Source organism: Nonomuraea sp. NPDC049637 (assembly GCF_040675235.1).
Classification (GTDB): Bacteria; Actinomycetota; Actinomycetes; order Streptosporangiales; family Streptosporangiaceae; genus Nonomuraea.
On sequence record NZ_JBFAOM010000019.1, the window covers coordinates 19,319 to 35,957 of the forward strand.

8 protein-coding genes are annotated in these 16,639 nt (G+C 71.2%); 6 read left to right on the forward strand and 2 right to left on the reverse strand.

What is annotated here, in order from left to right; genetic code table 11:
• Window positions 1–27: 27 nt before the first annotated feature.
• Entirely contained in the window at window positions 28–2,607 is a 2,580-nt protein-coding gene (glgP, locus tag AB0J71_RS25370) for an alpha-glucan family phosphorylase (RefSeq protein WP_352322065.1), read from the reverse strand.
• Window positions 2,608–2,900: 293 nt separating this feature from the next.
• On the opposite strand from glgP, the gene AB0J71_RS25375 reads away from it, so the two are divergent.
• The 3 genes from AB0J71_RS25375 to AB0J71_RS25385 all read left to right on the forward strand — a co-directional run bounded on the left by AB0J71_RS25375 (window position 2,901) and on the right by AB0J71_RS25385 (window position 8,109).
• On the forward strand, window positions 2,901–5,003 hold the full coding sequence (locus AB0J71_RS25375) for an alpha-1,4-glucan--maltose-1-phosphate maltosyltransferase (RefSeq protein ID WP_352322063.1): 2,103 nt from the start codon (window positions 2,901–2,903) through the stop codon (window positions 5,001–5,003).
• A gap of 70 nt (window positions 5,004–5,073) precedes the next feature.
• Window positions 5,074–6,774 (forward strand): maltose alpha-D-glucosyltransferase, encoded by a 1,701-nt coding sequence (gene treS, locus AB0J71_RS25380; protein WP_352322061.1) that lies wholly within the window; start codon window positions 5,074–5,076, stop codon window positions 6,772–6,774.
• A 3-nt stretch (window positions 6,775–6,777) separates the two neighbouring features.
• The gene (locus AB0J71_RS25385) at window positions 6,778–8,109 is read left to right on the forward strand and encodes an aminoglycoside phosphotransferase (protein WP_364416332.1); all 1,332 of its coding nucleotides are present in this window, start codon (window positions 6,778–6,780) and stop codon (window positions 8,107–8,109) included.
• Between the two features lie 17 nt (window positions 8,110–8,126).
• Here the strand turns inward: AB0J71_RS25385 and AB0J71_RS25390 are convergent, their stop codons facing one another.
• Window positions 8,127–8,981, reverse strand: a complete 855-nt coding sequence (locus tag AB0J71_RS25390) for an NAD(P)-binding domain-containing protein (protein WP_352322057.1) — start codon at window positions 8,979–8,981, stop codon at window positions 8,127–8,129.
• 86 nt (window positions 8,982–9,067) lie between these two features.
• Between AB0J71_RS25390 and AB0J71_RS25395 the strand changes: the two genes are divergently transcribed.
• The 3 genes from AB0J71_RS25395 to AB0J71_RS25405 all read left to right on the forward strand — a co-directional run bounded on the left by AB0J71_RS25395 (window position 9,068) and on the right by AB0J71_RS25405 (window position 16,518).
• Window positions 9,068–12,163, forward strand: coding sequence for a BTAD domain-containing putative transcriptional regulator (locus AB0J71_RS25395; protein ID WP_364416334.1), 3,096 nt, complete (start codon window positions 9,068–9,070; stop codon window positions 12,161–12,163).
• A gap of 169 nt (window positions 12,164–12,332) precedes the next feature.
• Window positions 12,333–14,528 carry a 1,4-alpha-glucan branching protein GlgB gene (glgB, locus tag AB0J71_RS25400; protein WP_364416336.1) on the forward strand — a complete coding sequence of 732 codons (2,196 nt, stop codon included), beginning with the start codon at window positions 12,333–12,335 and terminating at the stop codon, window positions 14,526–14,528.
• 97 nt (window positions 14,529–14,625) lie between these two features.
• The gene (locus tag AB0J71_RS25405) at window positions 14,626–16,518 is read left to right on the forward strand and encodes a S8 family serine peptidase (protein WP_364416338.1); all 1,893 of its coding nucleotides are present in this window, start codon (window positions 14,626–14,628) and stop codon (window positions 16,516–16,518) included.
• Window positions 16,519–16,639: the final 121 nt, after the last annotated feature.

Below are 16,639 nucleotides of genomic sequence, written 5' to 3' on the forward strand. Positions count from 1 at the left end.
CCACCGGGCCGACCTCGTCCGGATATATCAGCGCAAGGTGCCGTTCGTCATTCCCACCGGCTCCTCCGGGACGGCGATCAGCCCCAGCTCCGCCGGAGTGGCAGCGAACGGGTGATGCGGGACAACCCGGACGGTGTATCCGAAAGCCCCCGTACGGTCGAGCGGCACCCGGCCCGTGAAGTGGGCGTGGCCGTCGTCCTCCAGCGACTCCACGGCCAGCCGCGCGTACCGCGGCCGGACCAGCTCGTCGTGCGGCCCCACCTTGCCGTACGCGGCCTCGACCAGCACGTCTCCCGGCTCCAGGTCGCCGAGCGCGATCGTGGCCCGCAGCTCGACCGAGGCGCCCACCTCGGGGGCGTCGCCCACGCCGGACGCCTCGACGTGCTCGACCCGCACGCCCGGCCAGGCCCGCGTGACGCGCACCCGCCAGGCCGCGAACGCCCTGGCCGCGGCGTAGTTGTCGGCCGACAGCGCGCGGGCCGACTTGGCGGCCGGGGTGTAGAGGTCGACGACGTAGTCGCGGAGCATGCGTCCGGCCAGCACCTTGGGCCCGAGCGAGGCCAGGGTGTGCTTGACCATCTCCATCCACCTGCGCGGCAGCTCGTCGAACGGCCGGTCGTAGAAGCGGTCGGACACCTCGTGCTCGATCAGGTCGTACAGGGCGCCGGCCTCCAGCTCGTCGCGCCGGTCGGGGTCGCTGACGCCGTCGGCGGTGGGGATGGCCCAGCCGTTGGTGCCGTCGTACCACTCGTCCCACCAGCCGTCGCGGATCGACAGGTTGAGCCCGCCGTTCAGCGCCGACTTCATGCCCGAGGTGCCGGACGCCTCCAGCGGCCGCAGCGGGTTGTTCAGCCACACGTCGCAGCCCTGGACCATGAGCTGGCCGAGCGTCATGTCGTAGTCGGGCAGGAAGACGATGCGGTGGCGCACGTTGTGCTGGTCGGCGAACTTGACGATCTGCTGGATCAGTTTCTTGCCGCCCTCGTCGGCCGGATGCGCCTTGCCGGCGATCACGATCTGCACCGGCTTGTCCGGGTCGAGCAGCAGCCGGGCCAGCCGCTTGGGGTCGCGCAGCATGAGCGTGAGCCGCTTGTAGGACGGCACCCGCCGGGCGAAGCCGATGGTCAGCACGTCGGGGTCGAGCGCGTCGTCGATCCAGCCCAGCTCGGCGACCGAGGCGCCGCGCTCGCGCCACGACCTGCGCAGCCGCTCGCGCGCGCCCTCGACCAGCCGCCTGCGCAGCTTGCCGCGGATCTCCCAGATCTCCCGGTCGGAGATCTTCTGGATGCCCTCCCAGCCGCGGGCGCGCTCGATCAGCGAGGGCAGCTCGCGGCCGGCCAGCTCCATGAACTCGCGCCCGACCCACGTGGGCGCGTGCACGCCGTTGGTGATCGAGCCGATCGGCACCTCGTCGAGGTCGAAGCCGGGCCACAGGTCCTTGAACATCTCCCGGCTGACCGCGCCGTGCAGCTCGGAGACGCCGTTGACGCGCTGGGCCAGGCGCATGCCCATGACGGCCATGTTGAAGCGGCCGGGCTCGGCCTCGGCGCCCAGGGCCAGGATGCGCTCGACGGGCACGGTCGGCCAGGCGGAGTCGCCGCCGAAGTGGCGTTCGATCAGGTCGCAGGGGAAACGGTCGATGCCGGCGGGCACCGGCGTGTGCGTGGTGAACACCGTGCCGGCGCGGACGGCCTCCAGCGCCTCGTCGAACGACAGGCGCGACTCGGTCAGCTCGCGGATGCGCTCCAGGCCGAGGAAGCCGGCGTGGCCCTCGTTGGTGTGGAAGACCTCGGGCTCGGCGTGGCCGGTGATGCGGCAGTAGGCCCTGATGGCGCGTACGCCGCCCACCCCCAGCAGCAGCTCCTGCATGAGCCGGTGGTCGGTGCCGCCGCCGTAGAGGCGGTCGGTGACGTCGCGGGCGGCGGTGTCGTTGTCGGCCACGTCGGAGTCGAGCAGCAGCAGCGGCACCCGGCCCACCTGCGCCACCCAGACCTGGGCGTGCAGGACGCGGCCCTCGGGCAGGCCGAGACGGATCTTGACGGGCTCGTCGCCGTCCTTCAGCAGGGTCAGCGGCAGCCCCCCGGCGTCGAGCGCCGGATAGTGCTCGAGCTGCCAGCCCTCGGGCGACAGCGACTGGGTGAAGTAGCCGTGGCGATAGAGCAGGCCGACCGCGAGGATCGGCACGCCCAGGTCGCTGGCCGCCTTGAGGTGGTCGCCGGCGAGGATGCCGAGACCGCCTGAGTACTGGGGCATCGCGGCGGCGATGCCGTACTCGGGGGAGAAGTAGGCGATGGCGCGTGCGACGTCGGGCAGCGTCTGGTACCAGCGCGGCGATGTCATGTATTCGCGCAGGTCGTCGGCTGCGTCGGCCAGGCGGCGGAGGAAACGGCGGTCGGCGGCCAGCTCGTTGAGCCGGGCCGGTGTGACGGCGCCGAGCAGGGCCACGGGATCGTGCCCGACCTGTTCCCACAGAGCCGCGTCGACCTCGGCGAAGAGGTCGAGCGTCTCCGGGTGCCAGGACCAGCGGAGATTGTGCACGAGCTCGCCCAGGGCGACCAGCTCCGTGGGCAGGACGGTGCGGACGGTAAACCGGCGGATAGCTCTCACGTTTCTGCACCCTACGGGCTAGGAGGGACCTCTCAGTCCTTCACCCCCAAGAAGCCCCTTCAAACCCCAGCCCGGAACAAGCATGAAGCCGGACGATTGGGGCAACTTTCCTCTTTGTTGGCTCTCCCGGGAACACACTCGGGAGGTCTATCCGCTGCTGTCCAGTATTTACGTGCAAGGATCGTTACTGCCGGGGTAGGCCGTATCCAGCGGTCCCACGCGGTTGCGCAATCTTGCACATACGGAAAGCCTCCGGCGGCGCCGAGCGCGCCGCCGCAAACCCTGCGAATGCGATGATCGGACGAATTCCCATCACGGACATCTCCCCCGTCGTCGACTGCGGGCAGTGGCCCGCCAAGGCGGTCGCCGGCGAGACCTTCCAGGTCTCGGCGACCGTCTTCCGAGAGGGCCATGACGCCGTGGCCGCGGGCGTGGTGCTCACCTCGCCCGACGGACAGCGTGGCCGCCTGAAACCCATGCGCGAGCTCGCCCCCGGCACCGACCGCTGGGGCGTCGACGTGTGCCTGCCGGCCGAGGGCGACTGGATGTTCCGCGTGGAGGCGTGGAGCGATCCGATCGCGACCTGGCTGCACGACGCCGAGATCAAGATCCCGCGTGGGCTGGACACCGATCTCATGTGCGAGGAGGGGGCCCGGCTGTTCGAGCGGGCCGCCAAGGCCGTCCGTACGGCCGAGTGCCCCGCGCCCGGCGGCCAGGGCGGCCCCGGCAACGGTCACTCCAGGAACGGCACGGGCAACAGCAAGGGCAACGGCAACGGCGACAGCGCGTGCGGCCACCGGGCCGCGCTGCTGTCGGTGGCGGCCACGCTGCGGGACGAGGAGCTCGACCCGCGCGCCCGGCTGTCCATCGCCCAGCTCCCCGAGACGGCCGCGCTGCTGGCGGCGCATCCGTTCCGCGAGCTGGTGACCAGGGCCAAGCCGTACAAGGTCAGGGTCGACCGGCGCAGGGCGCTCTACGGCTCCTGGTACGAGTTCTTCCCCAGGTCCGAGGGCGCGGTCGTCACCGAGTCCGGCGTCTCCAGGTCGGGCACCTTCCAGACCGCGGCCAAGCGGCTGCCCGCCATCGCCAAGATGGGCTTCGACGTCGTCTACCTGCCGCCGATCCATCCCATCGGCCAGACCTTCCGCAAGGGCCGCAACAACACGCTGAGCCCCGAGCCCGACGAGCCCGGCTCGCCCTGGGCCATCGGCTCGGAGGACGGCGGGCACGACGCCGTCCATCCCGACCTGGGCACCCTCGAGGACTTCGACGCGTTCGTCAGCCGCACCCGCGAGCTGGGCATGGAGGTCGCGCTCGACTTCGCCCTGCAGTGCTCCCCCGACCACCCGTGGGTCAAGGAGCACCCGGAGTGGTTCACCATCCGGGCGGACGGGACGATCGCCTACGCCGAGAACCCGCCGAAGAAGTACCAGGACATCTACCCGATCAACTTCGACAGGGACCCCGAGGGCATCTTCGCCGAGGTCCGGCGGGTGCTGCGGCACTGGATGGACCACGGCGTGCGGATCTTCCGGGTGGACAACCCGCACACCAAGCCGGTGGCGTTCTGGGAGCGCCTGCTGGCCGACATCCACGCGACCGACCCGGACGTGGTGTTCCTGGCCGAGGCGTTCACCCGGCCCGCGATGCTGCAGACGCTCGCCAAGGCGGGGTTCCACCAGTCGTACACGTATTACACGTGGAAGAACTCCAAGTTCGACGTGGAGACCTACCTCTCCGAGCTCGCGCACGAGACGTCGGCGTTCCTGCGGCCGAACCTGTTCGTCAACACCCCGGACATCCTGCACGAGTACCTGCAGCACGGCGGCGTGCCGGCGTTCCGGATCAGGGCCGTGCTGGCCGCTCTCACCTCGCCGACCTGGGGGGTCTACTCCGGGTACGAGCTGGCCGAGAACGTTCCGGTGCGCCCGGGGAGTGAGGAATACCTTGATAGTGAGAAATATCAGTACAAGCCACGCGACTGGGCGGCAGCCGAACGCGACGGAAGGACCCTCGCCCCGCTCATCACCCATCTGAATTTGTTCCGAAGAGCGCATCCGGCGCTGCAGGAATTGCGTAACCTACGGTTCCACAGGGTCGACCATCCGGACATCGTCTGCTTCTCCAAACGGCTTCCGGGCGCCTATGACACGGCCACACGAAGGCACGGGCTGGGCGACGTCGTTCTGGCGGTTGTCAATCTGGATCCTCACCACACCCACGAGGCGACGGTAGATCTCGACCTGCCCGCCATCGGTCTCGACTGGAACGCCGAGTTCGTCGTGGACGACGAGCTGTCGGGCGAGTCCTACCGCTGGAGGCAGAGCAACTATGTGCGTCTCGACCCTCACATCCAGCCTGCCCACATTCTCACCGTACGAGCCGCGCCACGGTAGAACAGAATTCAGCGGGAGTCTTCAACGTGTGTGAAAGCGCCCTCCTCATGAGCCCCCTCTGGGGGAGCCCATGAGCTCCACACCCATTCCCAACACCTTTGACGAGGAGAAGCCGCGCGATCCTTACTGGTACAAGCGCGCCGTCTTCTACGAGGTTCTGATCAGGGGATTCGCCGACTCCAACGGCGACGGGACCGGAGACATCAAAGGCCTGATCAGCAAGCTCGACTACCTGCAGTGGCTGGGCGTCGACTGCCTCTGGCTGCTGCCCCTGTACGAGTCGCCGCTGCGTGACGGCGGCTACGACATCGCCGACTTCATGAAGATCCTGCCCGAGTTCGGGGACCTGGGAGACTTCGTGAAGCTGGTCGACGAGGCGCACAAACGCGGCATGCGGGTGATCGCCGACCTCGTCATGAACCACACCAGCGACGCCCATCCCTGGTTCCAGGCCTCCAGGCACGACCCGGAAGGCCCGTTCGGCGACTTCTACGTCTGGTCGGACACCGATGAGAAGTACCAGGACGCCCGGATCATCTTCATCGACACCGAGACGTCCAACTGGACCTACGACCCGGTGCGCGGCCAGTACTACTGGCACCGCTTCTTCCACCACCAGCCCGACCTCAACTACGAGAACCCCGACGTGCAGGAGGCCATGCTGGAGGTGCTGCGGTTCTGGCTGGACCTCGGCATCGACGGCTTCCGCCTGGACGCGGTGCCCTACCTCTTCGAGGAGGAGGGCACCAACTGCGAGAACCTGCCCAGGACGCACGAATACCTCAAGAGCATCAGGCGTGAGGTCGACCGGCTCTTCCCGGACCGGGTGCTGCTCGCCGAGGCGAATCAGTGGCCTTCGGACGTGGTGGAATATTTCGGCGATCCGGTAGGCGGCGGGGACGAATGCCACATGGCCTTCCATTTCCCGCTCATGCCCCGCATTTTCATGGCGGTCCGCCGCGAGTCCCGCTACCCAATTTCCGAAATTTTGGCACAAACGCCGAAAATTCCGGAACATTGCCAGTGGGGGATTTTCCTGCGGAACCATGATGAGCTGACGCTCGAAATGGTGACCGACGAAGAACGCGACTACATGTACACGGAGTACGCCAAAGATCCGCGTATGCGGGCGAATGTCGGCATACGCCGGCGGCTGGCTCCCCTGCTGGAGAACGACCGCAACCAGATCGAGCTGTTCACCGCGCTGCTCCTGTCGCTGCCGGGCTCTCCCGTGCTCTACTACGGCGACGAGATCGGCATGGGCGACAACATCTGGCTCGGCGACCGCGACGGCGTCCGCACCCCGATGCAGTGGGACCCCGACCGCAACGCCGGGTTCTCCGACTGCGACCCCGGACGGCTCTACCTGCCCGTGATCATGGACCCGATCTACGGCTACCAGGCGATCAACGTCGAGGCCCACCAGAAGAACGCGGGCTCGCTGCTCCACTGGACCAAGCGGATGATCGAGATCCGTAAACGTCACCCCGTCTTCGGGCTCGGCGAGTTCGCCGAGCTCAACTCCTCCAACCCCAGCGTGCTCGCGTTCGTCCGGGAGCTGGGCGACGACCGGATGTTGTGCGTCAACAACCTGTCGCGCTTCCCGCAGCCGGTCGAGCTTGACCTGCGCAGATTCGTCGGCGTCTCCCCCGTGGAAACCATGGGAGGGGTCCCATTCCCGGCAATTGGCGAACTACCGTATCTTTTGACGCTTCCCGGGCATGGGTTCTATTGGTTCACACTCCCACCGGCACACACCCAGGAGGAGTAGGGCGTGATAGACGAGCTCCTTGCCGCATGGATCGGCCGCCAACGATGGTTCGGCGGCAAGGGGCGCCCGATCGACGATCTGTCGATCGAGTCGGACGTCGAGCTGAGGCCAGGGCTCCGGCACCTGATCGTGGCCGTCTGGCAGGAGGGCGCGCGGGACCGGTACCAGGTCTTCCTGGGCGAGCGGCACGACCTGCCCGACCGGCTCAACCACGCCCTCATCGGCACCCTCGGCGACACCTGGTTCTATGACGCCGTCCACGACGCCGACGCCATGAGCTGGCTGCTGGAGGGCATGGCGGGCGACGAGACCCGCAGCGGGCTGCGCATGCGGCACGCGCCCGGCGTCGTCATCGACACCTCCCAGCGCAGCCTGGTGCTGGGGGCCGAGCAGTCGAACACCTCGCTGGTGTACGGCGACTCCTACATCTGCAAGCTGTTCCGCCGGCTCGTCCCGGGCGTCAACCCGGAGCTGGAGATCATCACCGCGCTGGCCGCCCGGAGCGCGCCGAACATCGCCCAGCCGTACGGGTGGATCGAGGCCGACGTGGACGGCACGGACACCACGCTCGCCTTCATGCAGGAGTACCTGTCCAACGCCAACGACGGCTGGGACCTCGCGCTGGCCAGCGTCCGCGACCTGTACGCCTCGCTGCCGGAGGTCACCGCCGCCGAGGCGGGCGGCGACTTCGCCGCCGAGTCCGTACGGCTGGGCGTCGCCACCGCCCGCGTCCACCACGAGCTGGCCGCGGCGTTCCCAACGGACCTGGTCGAGATCCCCGAGGTCAAACGCATGGCGGAGGGCTTCCGGCGGCAGCTCGGGCGGGCCATGGCCGAGGTGCCCGAGCTGCGGCGGCACGTGGCGGCCCTGGAGGACGCCTACCACCAGGTGGAACTGCTCACCAGGGAAGTGCCCGTACAGCGCGTCCACGGGGACTACCACCTGGGCCAGGTGATGCGCACGCCCACCGACTGGGTGGTGCTCGACTTCGAGGGCGAGCCGGGGCAACCGCTGGCCGAGCGCCGGGCGCTGTCGTCGCCGCTGCGGGACGTGGCCGGGATGCTGCGCTCGTTCGACTACGCGGCCAGGCACCTGCTGGCCGACCACCCGCAGGCCGCCGAGCTCCAGCCCCGGGCCGAGGCCTGGGCCGACCGCAACCGCACCGCCTTCCTCGACGGCTACCGCCAGGGCGGCGGCGTGATCACGGTCGGGGACGCGGCGCTGCTGCGGGCGTTCGAGCTGTCCAAGGCGGTGTACGAGGTGGTCTACGAGGCCCGCAACCGCCCGTCGTGGGTCTCCATCCCGCTGGCCGCCTTCCACCCCCGCCCCGTCTGACCGGCTGGGCCCGGGGGTCAGCGCAGCTCTTCGACCAGGCCGGGCAGGCCCTCGGCGCCGTGGCCGCGGGCGACGCGCTGGTCGACGATCGCCTTCAGCGGCAGCAGGAGGTCGGGCTTGACCTGCTGCTCCCTGAAGGCGCGCACCAGGTTCTCCAGGCCGGACCTGTTGATCTCCAGGTTCGACACCAGCGTCGTGTAGTCGCGCGACTCGACGGACTTGACCCACTCCGGTTGCGCGGCGGCCATCGCGTTGAGCCACGGGACCAGGAGGGTGCTGGTGAAGTCGGTCAACGAATAGCCGGCCGAGTCGACGAGCGTGACCGCCTCCAGGAAGCCGGCGATCTGGCCGTACATGCCGGTCAGCATGGCCAGGTCGAGGAGTGGGGCCAGGCCGGGGTCCGTGCCGACGAAACGCGGCTCGGCCATCGCGCCGAACGCGTCCTCGAAGCGGTCGAAGGCCGCCTGCGAACCGCTGTAGAGCACGAGCGCGCCGGGCCGGCCGATCATCTGGGGCACGGCCATGATGCCGCCGTCCACGTAGTCGCCGCCGCGTGCGGCCACCCATTCGGCCGCCTGGCGGGCCTCGACCGGCCGGCCGGTGGTCAGGTTCGCCACGACGCGCCCCTCCAGCGGCACGTCGGCCAGCAGCTCGTACACGGCCGGGTAGTCGAGCACGCAGACGATCACCAGCGGGCTGGCCGCGACCGCCTCGGCCACCGTCGCGGCGCGGGTGGCGCCCCTGGCGACCAGCGGCTCGGCCTTGTCCGCCGAACGGTTCCACACGGTGACGCGGTGTCCGGCGTCCAGCAGGCTGCCGGCGAGCGCCGCGCCCATGAGGCCGAGACCGATGATGGAAATTTCTTCTGACATTTCGGGATTCCTTAGGTTCTGACGGATGCCTTCACCCTGCCCGCAGGGGGTTATGGTCTGATTCGGAGTTGCTTATGGGGGGCGGAGTGCGTTTCGGGGTGCTGGGAGCGCTCGCCGTGTGGGGGCCCGGCGGCGAGCCCGTCCAGGTGCTGGAGGTCAAGGTCCGGGCGCTGCTGGCCGACCTGCTGATCCACGCCGGGCGGCCGGTCTCCGCCGACCGGCTGATCGAGGACCTGTGGGGCGGCAGGCCGCCGGCGAACGCCCTGGCCGCGCTCCGGGTGAAGGTGTCGCAGCTGCGCCGGGTGCTGGGCGACCGGGAGCTGGTGGCGTACCGGGCGCCGGGGTACGTGCTGAGGGTCGAGCCCGAGGACGTGGACGCCGGACGGTTCGCCGCCCTCCTCGCGCAGGCGCAGCGCAGCGCTGACCCGCGAACCCGCGCCGGGCTGCTGCGGCAGGCGCTCGACCTGTGGCGGGGGGCCGCCTTCGCGGAGTTCGCCGACGAGGAGTTCGCCAGGGCGGCCGTGGCCAGGCTCGACGAGCAGCGGCTGGTGGCGCTGGAGGAGCTGGCCGAGGCGCGGCTCGGGCTGGGCGAGCACGGGCTGCTGGCGGCCGAGCTGGCCGACCTGGTGGCCGAGCACCCGTTCCGCGAGCGGCTGCGGGCCGCGCACGTACGGGCCCTGTACCGGGCCGGACGGCAGGGCGAGGCGCTGGCCAGCTACGCCGACCTGCGGACGCGGCTGGCCGACGAGCTCGGGCTCGACCCCGGTCCCGAGCTGGCCGCGCTGCACCAGGCGATCCTCGAGCAGGACCCGGCGCTCGACGGGCCGGAGCGGCGGCGGACGAACCTGCCGGCGCCGCTCACCGGCCTCGTGGGCCGGGAGGAGGCGGTGGCACAGGTGCGCGCCCTGCTGCGGGCCAACCGGCTGGTCACGCTGACGGGCCCCGGCGGCGTCGGCAAGACCCGCCTCGCGCTCGCCGCGGCCGACTCCCCCGGTCCGCCCGGCTTCGGCGGCGGGGTGTGGCTGGTGGAGCTGGCGGGGCTGCGCGCCGGGGCGCCGGCGGTCGAGGTGGCCGAGGCCGTCGCGGGGGTGCTCGGCCTGCGTGACGACGTGGGCGGCGCGGCGCAGGACCTGACCGCCCGGCTGGCCGACGTCCTGGAGGGCACCCGGACGCTGCTCGTCCTGGACAACTGCGAGCACGTCGTCGAGCAGGTCGCCGCGCTGGCCGGACGGCTGCTGCGGGCCGCTCCCGGGCTGCGCGTCCTGGCCACCAGCCAGGAGTCGCTGCGCATCGAGGGCGAGGCGCTGTGGAGCGTGCCGCCGCTGGGACCGCGGGCGGCGGCGGAGCTGTTCGCCGCCCGCGCTGGCATCGAGCCGGACGCCGACGTCGCCGAGATCTGCGCCCGCCTGGACGGCATCCCGCTGGCCCTGGAGCTGGCCGCGACCCGGATGCGCACGCTCACCCCGCGCCAGCTCGCCGAACGGCTGGACGACCGGTTCCGGGTGCTCGCCTCCGGCCGACGCGGCGCGCCCGCGCGGCAGCAGACGTTGCGCGCGATGATCGACTGGAGCTGGGAGCTGCTGGGCGAGGACGAGCGCGTCGTGCTGCGGCGGCTGGCCGTGCACGCCGACGGGTGCACGCTGGAGGCGGCCGAGGAGGTCTGCGCCGAGCCGGGCGTGGACGTCCTGGACGCGGTGGCCAGGCTGGTGGACCGCTCGCTGGTGGTGCGGGCGTGGGGCGACGGTGAGCCGCGGTTCCGGCTGCTGGAGTCGGTGGCGGCGTACTGCGTGGAGCGGCTGGAGGCGGCCGGCGAGCCGGCGGAGGTGCGGCTCCGGCACGTGCGCCACTACACGGGCCTGGCCGAGCGGGCGGAGCCGTACCTGCGGGGGCACGGGCAGCGGCGCGCGCTCGCCATGCTCGACGCCGAGGGCGGCAACCTGCGCGCGGCGCTGGAGACGGCGGTGCGGCTCGGCGCGGCGGCCGAGGCGCTGCGGCTGGTGAACGCCCTGGCCTGGTACTGGGTGCTGCGCGGCCGGCTGGGCGAGGGCAAGCGGGCGCTGGAGGCGGCGCTGTCGATCGCGGCGGACGACGACCCGGGCGCCCCGCGGGCCAGGGCGTGGCTGGCGGGCATGCGGCTGCTGGTGGGCCGGCCGCCCGGCCCCGACGTGACGCGCCTGTTCGCGGCGGTCGAGGACGCCAGGGAGCGGGCCAGGGCTCGGTGGTTCGTCGGCTTCGCCCTGTTCGGGTACGACGATCTGTCGGTCAGCGCCGGAATGATCGAGACGGCGTTGTCGGAGTTCGCCGAACTGGACGACGAGTGGGGCATGGCCGCCACCCTGACCGTCCGGGCCAGGTGGGCGGGGATGCGCGGCGACCTGGAGGGCATGCGGCGCGACGGCGAGCGCGGCCTCACGCTGTTCCGGCGGACCGGCGACCGCTGGGGCGAGCTGCGGGCGGCGGAGTGCCTGGGCAGCCACGCCGAGATCACCGGCGACTACGACCGCGCCGCGGCGCTGCGCGCGGAGGGCCTGCGCATGGCCGAGGAGCTGGGCCTGTGGAGCTCGGTCTCCGACGCGCTGTCCCGCCTGGGCCGGATCGCCATGCTGCGGGGCGACCACGCGGCGGCCGACGACCACCACGAGCGGGCCAGGCGGCTGGCGGTGTCGCAGTCGAACCGTCCGGCCGAGGAGTTCGCCGAGATCGGGCTGGCGCTCGGCGCGCGCCGCCAGGGACGCCTCGACGAGGCAGAACGGCTGCTGCTGAGCTGGCTGGACTGGGTGCTGGACGTCTCCGGCGAGCCGGGCGCGGCGCTGATCCTGGCGGAGCTGGGCTTCGTGGCCGAGCTGCGCGGCGACGCGGCGGGCGCGCTGGAGTTCCAGCTTCGCGGGCTGGCCGCCGCCCGCAAGGTGGGCGACCCGCGCGCGACCGCACTCGGGCTGGAGGGGCTGGCGGGGGCGCGGGCGCTCGGCGGCCGGCACGCGGACGCGGCGCGGCTGCTCGGCAAGGCCGCGGCGCTCAGGGCGTCCGTCGGCGCGCCGCTGCCGGCGGGCGAGCGGGGCGACGTGGACCGGATCACGGCGGTCGTGACGGCGGCGCTGGGGGCGGCGGCGCTGGCGGCCGGCCTGGCCGAAGGGGCCGGCATGCCGGTGGACGACCTCCTGGCGGACACCGCGGGCGCCTGATCGCCTCGTACGGGGTCTGTCCGGCCACGACACGGCCAAGGATCATCCATGACGATCCCGCATACTTCTGCGATCATCCCGGGATTTTGCACATTCGGTGATTGTCGCCGTGAAAGCGGGCAGTGCCTGAGATGGACGGTCATCATAAGGCAGGGTTGGGAGCATGCCCATGAGGACAGAGCTCGACCGCCTCGCTGGCGGGGCGCACCACGATCCGCACTCCGTGCTCGGAGCACACCCGGTCTCGGGCGGCGTGGTGTTCCGCACGCTGCGCCCGCTGGCCGAGCGGGTGCAGGTGGTGCTCGACGACGGCACGGCCCACGACATGAGACACCAGGCCCACGGCGTGTTCGAGGCCACGGTCACCGGGCTGGACAAGGTGCCCGACTACACCCTGCGCGTCCGGTACGCCGGTGGCGAGCCGTACGAGGTCAGGGACCCGTACCGGCATTGGCCCACGCTGGGCGAGGTGGACCTGCACCTCATCGGCGAGGGGCGGCACGAGCGGCTGTGGGAGGTCCTGGGCGCCCGCGTGATGGAGCATCAGGACGTGCGGGGCACCGCGTTCGCCGTCTGGGCGCCGAACGCGCGCGGCATCAGGGTCGTCGGCGACTTCAACCACTGGGACGGCACCGCCTACCCGATGCGCTCGCTCGGCCGGTCGGGCGTGTGGGAGCTGTTCGTCCCGGGGCTGGAGGCCGGTGAGCGGTACAAGTTCCAGATCCTCGGCGCCGACGGGCTCTGGCGCGACAAGGCCGACCCCATGGCCCGGCGCACCGAGGTGCCCCCGATGACCGCCTCCGTGATCGACGAGTCCGCCTACACCTGGGCCGACGACGAGTGGATGGCCGCGCGGCGCGAGCGTCCGGCGCAGCTGGGGCCGATGAGCGTCTACGAGGTGCACCTGGGCTCGTGGCGGCCGGGGCTGTCCTACCTGGAGCTGGCCGACCAGCTCTCCGAGTACGCCGCCGACATGGGGTTCACGCACGTCGAGCTGCTGCCGGTGGCCGAGCACCCGTTCGGCGGCTCGTGGGGCTACCAGGTGACGTCCTACTACGCGCCGACGGCCCGGTTCGGCACGCCCGACGAGTTCCGGCACTTCGTGGACCGCATGCACCAGCGCGGCATCGGCGTGCTGCTGGACTGGGTGCCGGCCCACTTCCCCATGGACGAGTGGGCGCTGGCCCGCTTCGACGGCACCCCGCTGTACGAGCACGCCGACCCGGCCAGGGGCGAGCACCCCGACTGGGGCACCTACGTCTTCGACTTCGGCCGCAGGGAGGTCAAGAACTTCCTGGTCGCGAACGCCCTCTACTGGTTGAAGGAGTTCCACGTGGACGGCCTGCGCGTGGACGCGGTCGCCTCGATGCTCTACCTCGACTACTCGCGCCGCGAGGGCGAGTGGACCCCCAACGTCTACGGCGGCCGGGAGAACCTCGACGCGGTCGAGTTCCTCAAGGAGATGAACTCGGTCTGCTACCGGGAGGCTCCGGGCATCTCGACCATCGCCGAGGAGTCGACGGCCTGGCCCGGCGTCTCGCGGCCGGTGCACCTGGGCGGGCTCGGCTTCGGGTTCAAGTGGAACATGGGCTGGATGCACGACACGCTCGAATACCTGCGCCGCGAGCCGATCTTCCGCCAGTACCACCACCATCAGATGACGTTCTCCCTCATCTACGCCTATTCCGAGAACTACGTGCTACCGCTGTCCCACGACGAGGTGGTGCACGGCAAGGGCTCGCTGCTGGGCAAGATGCCCGGGGACGAATGGCAGCGCTTCGCCCAGCTCAGGGCGTTGCTGGCGTTCATGTGGGCGCATCCGGGCAAGCAGTTGTTGTTCATGGGCGGCGAGTTCGGCCAGGGCTCGGAGTGGTCGGAGGAGCGCGGGCTCGACTGGTGGGTGCTGGAGTTCGACGGGCACAAGGGCGTGCAGCGGCTCGTCCGCGACCTCAACAGGCTCTACAAGGAGACCCCGGCGCTGTGGGAGCAGGACGCCAGGCCGGAGGGGTTCCGCTGGATCGACGCCGACGACGCGTCGGGGAACACGTTCTCGTTCGTCCGGTACGCGGCCGACGGGTCGGCGGCGGCCTGCGTGGTCAACTTCAGCGGCGGCGCGCACGAGAGCTACCGGCTCGGCCTGCCCTACGGCGGCCACTGGGCGGAGGTCGTCAACACCGACGCCTACGACTACTGGGGCAGCGGCGTGGGCAACATGGGCGGGGTCGAGGCCGCGGCCGAGCCGTGGCACGGGCTGCCGTTCTCCACGACGTTGCGGGTGCCGCCGCTGGGCGCGGTGTGGCTGACCAAGGAGGCGCCGACGGAGGCTTCGGAGTCCGCGGGGCCGGCGGGGTCGTTGAACGTTTGAGGTGCGTGCGCTGAAAGTTCGATGAGAAACAGGGCCAGGCTCTGTGCTGGCGGGATAAATCGCCCTAAACTCCGAGATCATCCCCTTCGGAGGACGCGTGCGATTTCGCCCCCTGATCGTGTGCTCGATCGTGCTGGCCCTGTTATCGGCCTCCGTCCCGGCGTTCGCCGACGACCCCGCGGCGACGCCGACGCCGGCGCCCTCCCAGAGCAAGCTGGAGGAGGGCCTCGCGCTCGACGGCGACACCACCCGCGCCATCGTGGAGCTGACCGACGCCGCGCAGCACGAGCCGGTGGCCGGCGTGGCGGCGGCCCAGAGCGTCGACGTGCTGCTGCAGCCGCAGAGCCAGTCGTTCATGGTGGTGGAGGGCACCGCCGAGGAGCTGGCGAAGCTGGCCGAGGACCCGCGCGTGACCTCCATCCACCGCGACCGGACGTACGCACCGGCCGAGGTGGGGTCCAACATCACCCAGATCGGCGCGGACAAGGCCCACGAGAAGAACCTCACCGGCGCGGGCCAGAACATCGTCGTCCTGGACACCGGGATCGACCGCGACCACCCGTACTTCGGGGGCAGGCTCGTGGGCGAGGCGTGCTTCTCGGCCGTGGAGAGCGGCGTGGAGTCGCTGTGCCCGAACGGGCAGCCCCAGCAGACCGGCGAGGGCGCGGCCGACGCCACCACCGCCAAGTGCCTGTCCGGCGGCGTGAACCTGTGCGAGCACGGCACACATGTCGCCGGCATCGCGGCGGGCAGCGGCGGCGTGGCCCCGGGCGCCGGGATCATCGCGGTGCAGGTGTTCAGCCGGGTGAACGACGAGGACATCTGCACGGGCGAGTCGTCGTGCCTGCTGGCCTTCGAGTCGTCGCTGCGGCTGGCCATGGACTACGTGGCCACGCTCACCGAGCCCGTCGCGGCGGTGAACCTGAGCCTGGGCGGCGCGTTGTCGGAGACCGACTGCGACGCCACCGAGGAGGGCGCGGTCTTCAAGCCGAAGATCGACGCCCTGCTGGCCAAGGGCATCGCGACCGTGGTCGCCGCCGGGAACGAGTTCTTCGAGGGCGCCTCCTACCCCGCGTGCGTCTCCTCGGCGGTCGCGGTCGGCGCGAACGACGGCGCCGACGCCATCGCCGACTTCTCCAACCGGGGCTCGCTGGTCGACTTCTTCGCCCCGGGCGTGGACATCCAGTCCTCGGTGCCGGACAACCAGATGGCCACGCACAGCGGCACGTCGATGGCAACGCCGCACGTCGCCGGCGCGCTGGCGCTGATGAAGGCCGCCGCGCCGCAGACGCCCGTCGCCGACCTGATCAACACGCTGAAGACCACGGGCCGCCCCTACCAGTACGAGGCCAACGGCGCCCAGGTCACCACCCCCCGCCTGGACGTGGGCGCCGCCCTGGCCGGCACCGGCACCCAGCCGCCGATCACGCAGGAGCCGACGACCGGCCCCCCGGGCGGCCCCGAGCCCGACCCGACGGACGGCAGCGGCCCGACGCCCCAGCCCGACCCCACGGACGACGGGCGGCCCGCGCCGGCCCCGACGTCCTCGGTCACGCCGGTCCCGCTGCCCACGGTCACGGTGACGGTGACCGTCACGCCGACCCCCGCCCCGTCGGCCGCCGCCGTCTGCACGCGCGGCACGGCCGGCGCCAGGCTGACGGCCGGCAAGTGGGCCGTGGAGATCCACCGCAGCAGCGGGACGATCCCCGACGCCACGCTGAACTGCTACCTGAAGCTGATCGGCAAGGCCAGCAAGGTGTTCCCCGAGCTGACCAAGGCGTCGTCGCTGGGCAAGGCGTACCGGGTGCTGAAGGGCACGAAGACGTCCCGCGACCAGCTGGACCGCGCTCTGCTGACGGCCTGGCTCAACTGGGCGCACGGCAGGAACGGCACCACCGTGCTGACCGCCGCCGAGAAGGTGCAGCTGAGCGGCGCGGCGTCGAAGGCGGCCCTGAAGAAGGCGACGAAGAACGTGCTCAAGTCGCTCTGAAGCAGCCTCGCTTCGCTCCGAAGCAGCCTCGCTGAAAGGGGCCGGCCGTCTCCGACCGGCCCCTTTCGTCTTTCCCGTCACAAGGCAAAAAGCAGCTCAGCGTTCACTGCTTTCCCATGGG